The 11,878-nt window shown below is 58.4% G+C and carries 8 protein-coding genes; 4 read left to right on the top strand and 4 right to left on the bottom strand.

Going from position 1 to position 11,878, the window contains the following annotated elements:
* Positions 1 to 49: 49 nt before the first annotated feature.
* Positions 50 to 1,888 carry an ATP-binding protein gene (locus VFX97_04390; protein HEX5702433.1) on the top strand — a complete coding sequence of 613 codons (1,839 nt, stop codon included), beginning with the start codon at positions 50 to 52 and terminating at the stop codon, positions 1,886 to 1,888.
* Here the strand turns inward: VFX97_04390 and VFX97_04395 are convergent.
* The 4 genes from VFX97_04395 to VFX97_04410 all read right to left on the bottom strand — a co-directional run bounded on the left by VFX97_04395 (position 1,885) and on the right by VFX97_04410 (position 6,188).
* Positions 1,885 to 3,312: an NFACT family protein gene (locus VFX97_04395; protein ID HEX5702434.1), complete on the bottom strand. Its 1,428-nt coding sequence runs from the start codon at positions 3,310 to 3,312 to the stop codon at positions 1,885 to 1,887. The genes VFX97_04390 and VFX97_04395 overlap by 4 nt on opposite strands.
* A 149-nt stretch (positions 3,313 to 3,461) precedes the next feature.
* Positions 3,462 to 4,604, bottom strand: coding sequence for an RDD family protein (locus VFX97_04400; protein ID HEX5702435.1), 1,143 nt, complete (start codon positions 4,602 to 4,604; stop codon positions 3,462 to 3,464).
* 249 nt (positions 4,605 to 4,853) lie between these two features.
* A complete protein-coding gene (locus tag VFX97_04405; protein HEX5702436.1) occupies positions 4,854 to 5,231 on the bottom strand; it encodes a DUF2203 domain-containing protein in 378 nt (125 codons plus the stop codon).
* 15 nt (positions 5,232 to 5,246) lie between these two features.
* A complete protein-coding gene (locus VFX97_04410; protein HEX5702437.1) occupies positions 5,247 to 6,188 on the bottom strand; it encodes a type II CAAX endopeptidase family protein in 942 nt (313 codons plus the stop codon).
* 103 nt (positions 6,189 to 6,291) lie between these two features.
* Here VFX97_04410 and VFX97_04415 point away from each other — a divergent pair, with 103 nt between their 5' ends.
* The 3 genes from VFX97_04415 to VFX97_04425 all read left to right on the top strand — a co-directional run bounded on the left by VFX97_04415 (position 6,292) and on the right by VFX97_04425 (position 11,806).
* Positions 6,292 to 8,544, top strand: a complete 2,253-nt coding sequence (locus VFX97_04415) for an ATP-binding protein (protein ID HEX5702438.1) — start codon at positions 6,292 to 6,294, stop codon at positions 8,542 to 8,544.
* Between the two features lie 93 nt (positions 8,545 to 8,637).
* Positions 8,638 to 9,987 carry a sigma-54 dependent transcriptional regulator gene (locus VFX97_04420; GenBank protein HEX5702439.1) on the top strand — a complete coding sequence of 450 codons (1,350 nt, stop codon included), beginning with the start codon at positions 8,638 to 8,640 and terminating at the stop codon, positions 9,985 to 9,987.
* 31 nt (positions 9,988 to 10,018) lie between these two features.
* Positions 10,019 to 11,806, top strand: a complete 1,788-nt coding sequence (locus tag VFX97_04425; GenBank protein HEX5702440.1) for a hypothetical protein — start codon at positions 10,019 to 10,021, stop codon at positions 11,804 to 11,806.
* The last annotated feature ends 72 nt before the right edge of the window (positions 11,807 to 11,878 follow it).

Genomic DNA, 11,878 nt, shown 5'->3' on the forward strand with positions numbered 1-11,878 from the left:
CTTAGACCAAAGAAAAGACCAAAGAAAAGACCAAAGACCAAGACCTTCAATGTCGTTCCCGGAACATCAAGGAAAAAAGACGTCTCCCGAAGGTGACATTGTTTATCGTCGTGTCGCGGCCTCGGAAACGACCACGCCCCCACGTGGCCCCGGTGAACCGCGCTTGGATCCGACGCTGCTGCCGCTGCTGGTCGGCTGCGCGTTGCTGCTTCTGTTCGTCATCGTTCTCGGAAATCTCAGCATTCGTCGCGTCCAGGATACGAGTCGGGAAGTGCTGAACCTGCAACAGCACTTCAATGCGCGCGCGGAGTTGCTTCTCCATCTGAGAATCGCGCTGACGCGCCTGGATAACGAAGCGCGCGACAAGATGGAGGCGCAAGCGCGTGAGGAGTTGCGCCCGCCGTTTGACATGCGTCTGAGCACCGCGCGCAACGAGCTAACGAATCGGATGCCGTCATTGGGCCGGCCACCACTTTCCCAGCTGCCCAAATGGCAAACCTTCCATCGCGACCTCGAGGCCTACGTTGAGACGACCCGGGATGCGGACAACTATTCGTTGAATGGCTTCGCGCAGTTTCAAGCCGTCGATCGGGAATTGAACGAGCTAATCCAGGACAACGGGGTTGAGCAAAGACAGGTATTCGACAGAAGTGAACAGCTCGCGAACGCTGCCGTGCGATCGATCAAGATCTGGACGATTATCGCCATTCTCGCGGGCCTGTTTGTTACCGCCGCGACCGTTCTGGCGGCGCAACGGCGCTATCGCCAAACTCGCGAGAGCGTGGAAGCCGCGCGTCGTGAACGTGAGTTCAGCAACCAGATGCTCGAAGGGATGGTAAGCGCTGTCGCCGCTATCGACCGCCACGACCGGATTCGCAGCGCGAATAGTGCTTTCTTCAAGATCTTTCCACGCGTTGCCATCGGTTCGTCGATTCACGACCAGAACGACTCAACAGAAGGCATGAAGCTGCTTGAATCCGCCACGGCTTCGCATGTTGTCGCGTCAACTTATCGCGGTCGTTGGAATCTGGCTGACAATGGGGCGACGCACACCTTTGACGTCTATTCGTCGCCGATCGAAATCGACAATCAAAACGGTCAAATCCTGACTTTGGTTGATGTCACCGAAGCAGCCAAGTCGGAGGCAGCTTTGCGGCGCACAGAGGCTTTGGCCGCCGTCGGCGAAGCCGCCGCGCAACTCGCGCACGAAATCAAGAATCCGCTGGGCAGTATTCGGCTGGGCGTCGAAATGTTGCGCGAGTACACAACGGCCGAGGAAGCGCACCGGACGATCACGCTGGTAGAGCGCGGCATTCAGCATCTAAACAAACTCGTAGTTGACGTCACGCAGTTTTCACGGCGGCGTGAGTTGGATCGCACGGAAGTCGATCTGCACGAAACTATCGACGCGAGCATCGACCTGGTCGCCGATCGAATTAAAGAAAAGGAAACGCCGATTGAGAAGCGATACGCATCAACGGAAATTAGCGGTGTCTGGGACCAGGAGCAGCTGAGTGAAGTGTTCGTAAACATCTTCGCCAACGCGATTGATGCGAGTGAAGTGCGGGCGCCGTTGAAAATCTCGACTGAAGTGATTGATCCGGGTTCCAGTCCGGCGCTAATAGGCGCTCCCACGACTATCACCACGCCGCGCGTGCGAATAGAGATTTCCGATCGGGGGGCGGGCATGGACGAGAAAACGGTGAGCCGCTTGTTCGAACCGTTCTTCACTACAAAGAAACGCGGTACAGGCCTCGGACTTTCAATCGTGCGTCAAATCATCGACCTGCACAGCGGCAGCATCGACGTACAAAGTGAGCGTGGGAAGGGAACTACATTCACTATCGAGTTGCCGCTAAACAACACCAACGTTCTGAATCCTACCTAAAGAACGCGCGCGACGGCTTCCGCCGGCTTAACTACAATGTTCTTAGATTTCGACATGCGCACGAGGCCTGCGGCGCTGCCTTTCGGTTTTGAAAGAAACTTACGCTCAGAGTAGTGCACGCCAACCTTCGGGTCTTTGCTGGCCTGCGAGAAATAAGCCGCGAGCTGAGCGGCTTCAATGAGCGTTCGTTGGGGAATCTCTTTGCGCGTCGGATTGCGGACGATGACGTGCGAGCCCGGATAGTCGGCGGCATGAAGCCAAAGGTCACTAGGCTTGGCGATTTTGAATGTCAGATTGTCGTTGTCGCGCGCCGCGCGGCCGACCAGGATCTCGTAACCGTCAGATGAAAGGTAGCGACGCGTGCCCGGTACGCGCGTTTCGCGTGATTTGGTTTTGGCCTTAGGTTCCGCCGGGGCTGATGCGGGACCGGCGAACGTACCTGGCGACGTTTCGAGCCGTTCGCGTTTGATCCCCAAATCCGCGAGTTCCGTTTTCACCTGCTTTAAACGGTTGGCTATTTGGACTCGCGCTCGCTTTGAACGGGAGTAGAGATCGAAGCGGCGCGAAGCCTCTTCAGGCACGGTCAGCTTCTCATCAACTTCGATTTCAATTTCCGGCTCGCCATCCGCGAAATAATCTTTGAGTTTGAGCCGGCCGCCAACACGCTGCGCCGTGGTCACATTCGCGAGCAGCAGGTCGCCAATTTGTTTGTGTTGTTCAGCGCCCGAATGTTCCTCGAGGTCGCGCTCGAGCTTTTTCAGTAGTTTCCGGCGTCGCGAAATTTCCCTTTGAAGTTCGGCCCGCGCAGCCGCGAGTTGTGAGTCTAACCCGCGACTCTCCTCGAGTGCGGTGTACTCATGATCGAGCACCTCGGACAACGAACCGCGGTCACTTAACTCGGGGCTTCTCGCGGGCTTCCCGGCAGCGTGTGCCGCGCCGCTCTTCGGGGGCTGATACTTCTCACCGACGGTTTGCCCGGCGCCTTTGGTTTCCTTCAGGCGTGCAGTGATGACGCCAGCGTCGTTCAATAGAAAAAGGTTCGCCGATCGTCCCGTCAGTTGCGCAATCAACGCGGGCTGCGTCGGCTGACCCAGGTCATCTGAGCCCTCGAAGCTCAGCGTTACGACGCGATCGGTAGGCAGCTTCTCAACGCCCGTCACGATCTTGCGCGCCAATTCCTTTCGCACGCTCAAGGCGAATTGGGTCGTTGGCACCGAAGCCTTTTCCAAGTCTCGGACGCGTCGCTTAATTAGATACAGACGAGGTGCGGCCGGGTCGACACTAATGAAAAGATAGCCGTGTTCACGAAGGCCGAAATCAATGGCGAGCGACTGATGCGTAAATTGGAAGATCTTTCCCAGGGAGCGGCCGATGAGTAGAGGCTCGATCTCAGAAACTATGGCGGCGATAGTCGCGTCGTCCATCGAGCAGTGAAGGTATCACAAGACGGGACTGCCCTTCGTCAGCGCGGGATCATTTGGAGTGCGGTGGCAAGCGAAGCGCGACACCGCTTTGGATTTGCTTCTGATCCAAAGCGCCGTCGTCGCTGCGCTCTGCCGGCGCACTCCATATTTTAATTGCGAATGACGATGGTCTTGGAAAAGCGATCGTGAAGCGGCCGGTTGTCGCGATCGATGAATGCGAACGCGAGCCCGAGTCCAAAGACAGCCAGCGACAAAATGTAACCGAGCGCGCGTTTGATAGATTGGCCGCCGGTTGGGATGAGGCCCGTGCGCTCGTCTATCGTCCTGACGCGCAATAACCGCATCGCCAGGGTGCGTCCGGTTAATGCAATTGAGACGGTGAGATAAGCAAACATCGTTGCGGCTGTGATACCGGCCATCAGACCGATGATGCGAGGATTTGACCAGTCGGCGGCGGCAGCTTCGAGGGCCGCTACAGCCGGCGAAACCATCAGTGCTATCAGAAGTAGATCGATCAAACCCACAAACGCGCGGCGGGTCAGGCCCGGTATGTCTTTGCGCGTATCGGCTGAATGGGCCGGCACTGACAGACAAGTTTCGAGATAAGACAGGGCCGCGTCTTCGACGCTGGCCGAAATCACTTTCACACGTTTCGGCTTATCCGCCACTTCTTCAGTGGCGACGATCGGAAGTACTTCTTCAGGGACAACGCTCGGAGTTATTGCCAACTCCTCATCCGCCGGAAGTTCAACCGGTTCAGCAAAAACTTCAACGGGTTCAGCAGGAAGGTCAACGGGTTCGGGCTCGACGGTGGGAGCAACGATTGTTAGTTTCGGTTTTGACTCAATCGGTGCTGCGACTGGTGCAGGTGTTTCCTCCTCGATTGGCGCAAGCGCGGGCGCTGCTGCCGTCGCTCGAATTCCGGTCGAGAGGTGTTCGGCGCGCCGCGCTCGATCCACGCGCTCTAAAGCCTTCGATACGATTGGATTCAATGGCGCTTGCGCGACATCCGGAACCAGTTCAAGTTGCCCGGAGGGCAGTGAGCAGGAAACGGTTCGGGCCGCGCGCAACACCGCTTCCTCTTCCGCGGCTTCGCGCGCTTTCTGTTCCTGGACCTCGCGCACGCGCTGGCTCAGGCGTTTTCGCCACTCAGGAATGCTTCGCGCGCCGGGAAATTCAATCAAAGTTGAATTGGACTCGGCCTCAGTTGGTTGAGTTGGTGGTCGCGCCGTCGTGTGACTCGCGATTGTGACACCTGCCTGATTCGACGGTTCGGTCAGAGTTTTCTGCATGTTGAGGAACCTGAGACGTTATGGGGCAGGAACCAAAACTCCACTTAGTACGTCCACGACCGCGGCAACACCCGCGACGCAACTCGAAACCGGACGGGCTAAGGTGGGCAGCCCAAACCCGCAACCGTTTTCGCCGCCGATACTAACAGTTGTACTTTAAGTCGTCAATCAGAAAATATAGCAGCGGTTAGAGTTGGCTTAGGTGGCCATGAGGGCCTCCAGCCAGCGTCAAAGGAAGGAAAGAGTTCCTTAGAGGGGCTGCCGACCCGCGAAACCGGACTCGACATCATGCCACCACTCGATGTTGTCGCCTTCGTCGGCTTTCCAGCAGAGCAGAACCACCCGGCCGTCCCGCATCGAGGGGAAATCAATCAATCCGTGGTTGTAGTCTTTTAGCTGAATCCCCAGGGACTCGAGTTCGCCAGCTCCCACGGACAAATCAAGCAGGAGTTTTGCGTAGTGTTCACCGTTCGGCAGACCTCCGCCTCCGTGTTCGGCTCCTTCGGCGGCGTGCTTCGCAGCTCTCTGAAAAGTGCCCAGTCGCCGATGCGCCCGCTGAATCTTTTCCACGATCGGCCGCACGTCTCCGAGAAGAGAATTGGCTTCTTGAACTGTAAACAGCTTCATACGATGACTGCCATTCTACTGAGTGGCGGCGGCTGACGCTACTTTCGATGGTAAAGAAGGATCTTCCGCGGTTGAAACCAGCTTTGTCCGCCAGACAACAATTGTTGAGATGACCAACGCCGCGGTGCAGGCGGCGCCGCCTTCGATACCGTAAGCGCCGCCGGTCAGCCAATCCGGGCCGGCGTTCATTGCGTGCAAGAAAGGCGCCGGAGTAATTCGTTCGATGCCGCTGACCGGGATGCCGAGCAGCGCCGCCTGCGTCCAATTCCACGACCAGTGCAAGCCAAGCGGAAACCACAAGCTTCGCGTGCGCAGGTACGCGACCGCGAGCCAAACTCCGGCAAAGACCGTGTTAACGAAAGTGAAGCCGCGGCTGACGTTTGGGTTATAGAGATGTGCAGCGGCGAACGGAACAGACGTCACCACTACCCCGATCCAGGCGAGTTTCGCGCGCGTGAAAGTTTGCAGAGGATAGCCGCGAAAGAGCGCCTCTTCCGCGGCTCCGGCGATAACAAAAACGATGAGCGCCACCACGGCCGTCTTTCCGATTGTTGTTGCCGGACTCGGATTGAAGCTGAACCGAATGCCTCGCGTTGCCGCCGTGATCCCTGCCGCTAACAGTAGCGAAGCCGCGCCGATGAGTGAACCGAGCGCCACGTTCCGCAACCAACCGCGATGCGGAGACCAACCGATCGACCTAAACGGTAACTCTTCGAAGACTGCGCTGCAGCCCCAGCCGACCAGTACAGCCGTACTTAACAGCACCAGCGACCCGATCAGAAAGGGCCACGTCGAGGCCCAGATACCAGAGCGCATGCCGCTGGTCAGGGAAGTGAGGATTGCGCCGGCGACTTCAAATAGCTTCCCCACAACCAAAAACGCCGCGAAAAAAAACGTCGCGCGCCAACCGCTGCGAAGATGGCCATCCTCACCGACAAAAAAGCTGCGAACTTCCATGCGCGACGCATTCTAGCATTGCACCTTCGCCTGTGAGCCTGTGAACGGCCCGCGGGCGAGGGCTGTGCTAAACTTTGCGCCAGTCACATACCTTGGGAAGTCTGTGAACAAATCCGATCAAAATGGCGGCGGCGAAGTTGATCGAGCGCGTCAAACACGTGTTCGCGCGTGGCTGCTCGGCACTATCGTCGTGGTTTTGCTCGCGCTGATCGCGGCGCAGGGCTTGTTCAATTTGTGGGCTTTCGTTCCGGCGGAAACCGGCGCTGACACTCTCCTTTTGTACGCGCTGTCGACGCTGAATTTTGTCGCCTTCGTCGTCTTCACCTTCATCCTGCTGCGCAGCCTTTTGCGGCTGCGTCGCGAGCGTCACGCGCGCCAGCCGGGGTCGCGGATTCAGACGCGTCTGCTGGTGTACTTCATCGGCCTCAGCTTGCTCCCCATCACGGCGATGGCCGCGTTCTCGTACCTTTTCCTGAATCGCTCAGTCGAAAAGTGGATGGGGCGCTTGCCCGAAAATGTTGTTGAGCGCGTGCGGCAGCAACAACGCGAAATATCCGCCGCGCAAAGCCAACGACTGCGCGAAACGGCGACGCTGCTGGCCACGGCGATTCGACAAAAGCCGCAGGCGGAATGGCAAGCGACTTTAGACGAGTTGCGGGACACGGGAGAATTGACGGCGGTTGAAATCGTTTCAAGTTCCGGGGAAAGCATCGCAGCCAGCGCTGCGCAGGTTTCGGATTCGCAACGGGCTGAGCTGGCCCGCGTGATGGGGAGCGCGAGGCAGGACGCGAACTCAGCCCATTCCGAACTCTCGGACGCAAAAGGTTTCGATGCGGCCTCAGTGCCGCTGACCGACTCGACGCGTTTGATCTTTGTACCGCGCCGGTTCAGTGACGCTGATGTGAACGACACAATCGCCGGCTCGCAGAGCGAATATCAACATCTGGTGCAGCGGCAACGCAAGGTCCGTATGCTCGGGCTCTCAACTCTCGGATTGATGACGTTGTTGCTGGTGTTCGCTTCGACATGGGTGGCGATTCACCTCGCGCGTGGACTGGCGGCGCCGATCAAGTCGCTGGCGGCCGCGTCCAGGGAAGTCGCGCGCGGCAATCTGTCGCACCGCGTAAACACTCCCGCCGACGATGAGTTGGCGTTGCTCGCGGACTCGTTCAACCAGATGACCGCCGAGTTGGAAGAGAACCGGCGGCGCATCGAGGCCGGCGCCGCGACGTTGAAAGAAAAGAACCAGGCGATCGAGGAGCGCCGCAACTACATTGAGACAGTGCTGAATTCGCTTTCCACGGGCGTCGTGTCCCTCGATCAGAACGATTGCGTGACCACGATCAACGCGGCGGCCACGTCGATTCTCAGGCTAACCGAAGCGCCGCCCGCCTGGGCAAAGCTTTCGAGTTTATTGAGCCACGAAGATCGAACGGTGCTTGAAAGATTGATCAAACGCGCGCGGCGCGCCGGCCGGGCGGCCGAGCAGAGCCAATTGACTCGTGGCTCCGCGGCGAACTCCCTGCCGGTTGCTTTGACCGCGACTGCGCTCGGCACGTCGGTGGGCCGCAGTAGCGGTGTAGTGCTGGTCATCGACGACTTGTCCGAACTTTTAACCGCGCAACGCGCTGCCGCCTGGAGTGAAGTCGCACGTCGCATAGCGCATGAAATTAAGAATCCGCTGACGCCGATTCAGCTTTCTGCGGAACGCATCGCTCGTCAGTTCGGGGTGCGGGCGAACGGCAAAGACAGCGCAAATGGCAACGGTCTTTCAACCGGCGTGCATGATGAAGAATTGAAGCGCGTCGTTGAAGAATGTACTACGTCTATCACGCGCGAAGTTGCCGGCTTGAAATCGCTGGTGGACGAGTTCTCGAGGTTTGCGCGCATGCCGGATGCGCAAAAGTCCAACATCGACCTTAACGACGTCGTCCGGCAGGCGGCTTCGTTGTATGAGGATCGTCTGGATCGAGCGAATTTGGAGCTGCTACTGGCGGCAGAACTGCCTTCGGCGATGGCCGATGCTGAACAGATGAAGCGGGTCTTTGTAAATCTTATCGACAACGGTCTGGAAGCGCTGAACGATTCCGGCGAACGACGCGTAACGATCGAAACCCGGTATGACGCGGCGCGGGAAACTATCATTGCCGAAGTGGCCGATACCGGTGAAGGAATTCCGGCGGCGGATTTCAAGCGGCTTTTTCAACCGTACTTCTCGACGCGCGGCCGCGGCACTGGCCTCGGGTTGGCGATCGTGCAGCGCATCATAAGCGAACATGGCGGGCGTATCCACGCGGAGAACAACATACCGCGGGGGGCAAGGTTCGTGATTGAAATACCGGTGGGTGCAATTTGATCTCTGGCCTTAGGTCTTTGGTCTTTGTTGGAACTCCTGACCCGAGACCTAAGACCCGAGACCGAAGACGTAAGACCTAAGACCTAAGACCTAATGTCCGAATCCATTCTCATCGTTGATGACGAGCGCGGCATTCGCGAGTCGCTGAGCGCTGTCCTGCGCGACGAAGGATTCGCGCCCGATAGCGTGGCGACCGGCGAAGAGTGCTTGAAAGCGATCGGCAAGCGGGCCTACGGCTGCGTGCTGCTCGATGTATGGCTGCCCGGAATCAGCGGGCTTGAGACACTGCAGAAAATGCGCGAGGCCAACTGTGACGCAGCGGTGGTGATAATTTCAGGGCACGGGAATGTTGAGACGGCAGTGCGCGCCACGAAACTCGGCGCGTTCGATTTCATCGAAAAGCCGCTTTCGATCGAAAAGACGGTATTGACGGTGCGCAATGCGTTGCGACAGCGGCAACTCGAGATCACCAATCAGTCTCTCTCCGCCGAACTTAAAGCAGAGTACGCAATGATTGGCGAGTCGGTGGCGATGCGCGCGCTGCGAAAGCAGATCGCGGTGGTCGCGCCGACCGACGGGCGCGTGCTCATCTCAGGCGAATCCGGCGTCGGTAAAGAGTTAGTCGCGCGGGCTGTGCATGCGCAGTCGCGTCGCGCCGCGGCGCCCTTCATCGAAATTAACTCAGCCGCAATTCCCGAAGAGTTGATCGAATCGGAACTGTTTGGTCACGTGAAAGGCGCGTTCACCGGCGCCACCGCGGCGAAGAAGGGGAAGTTCGAGCTGGCCGACGGCGCGACGCTCTTTCTGGACGAAGTTTCAGACATGAGCGCGAACGTGCAGGCCAAAGTCCTGCGCGTGCTTGAAGAACAGAGATTTGAGCCGGTCGGCAGCAACACGCCGGTCAGTGTAGACGTGCGAGTGATCGCGGCGACGAATAAGAAACTCGATGAAGAGATCGAGAAGGGCGCTTTCCGCAGTGATTTGTACTTTCGTTTGAACGTCATTCCGTTCGAAGTGCCGCCCTTGCGCGAACGCCTGGAGGACGTGCCGCTGCTGGTTGAGCATTTCAACGAGCGTTTCGCGAAAAGCTACGCGAAGAAGCCGCCGCGTTTTGACCGACCGGCTATCGAAGCAATGCAGAGCTATTCGTGGCCGGGGAATGTGCGCGAACTACGTAACACGGTCGAACGAATCGTGATCATGCACACGAACCATCGCGTCGGTGTCAAAGACCTGCCTGCGTTCGGCAGCGCAGAACCCCCTGCTTCTTCCTACCGCTTTCCGTCTTTCAAGGAGGCCAGCGACGCGTATCATCGCGAGTTCATTCAGCGCAAACTCGACGAAGCCGACGGCAACGTCTCGCGCGCCGCCGAACTGATGGGCATCGATCGCAGTCATCTCTACCGGCGGATGCGCGCGCTCGGCATCAACGTTCGCGGATAGAATCCCGGATTTGCATTCCCTAAACGGCTCGATGGAAAAACCAACGACGGAACCACGTGTCGAATATGCGCGCCGGATCGAAGCACGCCTGGCTGAAGGGGCCTCGCACATGAAGCGCTTTCGCCAGGTCGGAGTGGTACGCCTCGGGATGCTGGCCGCCCTCTTGTTGCTAATCTGGTTCGTCATTAATGGACTCTCGTTCTGGTGGCTCCTTCTGCCAGTCTTTGGTTACCTGGGTCTGGCCCCGTCTCAACAGCGCATAGCCGAAAAGCGTCGCCAATGCGAACGTGCCGCCGCGCTCTACCAGCGGGGACTGGAGCGGCTGGATGATCGTTGGGCGGGAAAAGGAGCGACCGGCGATCGATTCCTGACGGATTCGCACCCGTATGCCCGTGACCTGGACCTGTTCGGCACCGGCTCACTTTTTGAACTGCTCTCCTGCGCTCGCACACAAGTTGGGGAAGAGACGCTGGCCGAGTGGTTGCTGGTGCCCGCACCGCCTGATGTTGTGCGCGCGCGGCAGGAAGCCATAGTCGAGCTTCGACCTCGCCTTGATCTTCGCGAGGACCTGGCGCTTCTCGGCGAAGGTGTCCACACCGGTTCCGAGGCCCAGGCTCTTACTCATTGGGCGGCAGCCCCACCGTGGGTCATTTCGAGTGGCATTCGTTGGGGTGCAAGGGCCCTGGCCCTCCTCGCATTGGTGACCGGGGTGCTCTGGATTGCCGGGTTCCGTTGGCTGCTATTTCTCGCAGCAATTATCGCGGGGCAGATCTTCGCATTCAGTCTGCGGAAGCCGGTAAACCAAGTCATTCAGAGGATTGCTGGTCCGGCTCGAGAGCTGGGTTTACTCTCTGAGGTGTTGCGGCGGCTCGAGCGTGAGAGCTTCTCAAGCCCCAGACTCATGCACTTGCGCGCGGCACTCGATGTCGAAGGTCATCCTCCCTCGCAGCAGATCGCCAGGCTCAAGCTTCTGATCGACCTGCTGGACTCGCGGCGCAACATCTTCTTTGCGTTGATCTCGGCCATCTTGCTTTGGCCTCTGCAGTGCGCAATTGCGATTGAGGATTGGCGCCAGAAGTCCGGTCCGGCAGTGGCGCAATGGCTGGCCGCCGTGGGCGAGTTCGAGGCGCTGAGCTCTTTAGCCAGTTACTCTTACGAGCGTCCCAACGATCCTTTTCCCGAAGTGATAGATGGTGAAGCGCGCTTTGAAGGTGAAGGGCTTGGTCATCCGTTGTTACCCGAAGCTCGCAATGTACGTACGGATCTTTTCTTGGCAGACAGTCCCGCGGTGTTAATTGTTAGCGGCTCGAACATGTCGGGCAAGAGTACGTTGCTGCGGACTGTGGGCACGAACACTATTCTGGCCCAAGCCGGCGCGCCGGTACACGCGCTTCGCTTGCGGCTTTCGCCGCTTCAGGTGGGGGCCTCGATTCGGATTCAGGATTCACTCCAGGCGGGAGCTTCACGCTTCTACGCGGAGATCACTCGCTTGCGCCAGATCGTGAAATTGACGGACGGCCCGCTGCCCGTACTGTTCCTTTTGGACGAGATTCTTCATGGAACGAACTCGCATGACCGGCGCATCGGCGCCGAAGGAGTAGTCAGTGGTTTGCTTCAACGTGGAGCGATTGGTTTGGTGACCACACACGATCTGGCGCTGACCCGGATTGTTGAAGAGCTGCCGACCCAGGCGGCAAACGTGCACTTCGAAGATCATCTCGAAGGAGGCCGTATGACCTTTGACTATTTACTGCGTGCGGGTGTACTGCAAAGGAGCAATGCTCTCGAGTTGATGCGATCCGTTGGACTTGAAGTGTGATGCTGGCCGGCGAATGCGTGCCTTGGCATCAACGTACACGGATAGTAGTTAGGTGCTTAATTTTCGTGTTGC

This window comes from Pyrinomonadaceae bacterium (assembly GCA_036277115.1).
In the GTDB taxonomy this organism is placed as follows: Bacteria; Acidobacteriota; Blastocatellia; order Pyrinomonadales; family Pyrinomonadaceae; genus UBA11740.

What these genes read in the sequence shown, in the direction of transcription:
- VFX97_04390 (HEX5702433.1), top strand. Translation starts at nt 50, where the DNA reads ATGTCGTTCCCGGAACATCAAGGAAAAAAGACGTCTCCCGAAGGTGAC.
- VFX97_04395 (HEX5702434.1), bottom strand. Translation starts at nt 3,312, where the DNA reads ATGGACGACGCGACTATCGCCGCCATAGTTTCTGAGATCGAGCCTCTA.
- VFX97_04400 (HEX5702435.1), bottom strand. Translation starts at nt 4,604, where the DNA reads ATGCAGAAAACTCTGACCGAACCGTCGAATCAGGCAGGTGTCACAATC.
- VFX97_04405 (HEX5702436.1), bottom strand. Translation starts at nt 5,231, where the DNA reads ATGAAGCTGTTTACAGTTCAAGAAGCCAATTCTCTTCTCGGAGACGTG.
- VFX97_04410 (HEX5702437.1), bottom strand. Translation starts at nt 6,188, where the DNA reads ATGGAAGTTCGCAGCTTTTTTGTCGGTGAGGATGGCCATCTTCGCAGC.
- VFX97_04420 (HEX5702439.1), top strand. Translation starts at nt 8,638, where the DNA reads ATGTCCGAATCCATTCTCATCGTTGATGACGAGCGCGGCATTCGCGAG.
- VFX97_04425 (HEX5702440.1), top strand. Translation starts at nt 10,019, where the DNA reads ATGGAAAAACCAACGACGGAACCACGTGTCGAATATGCGCGCCGGATC.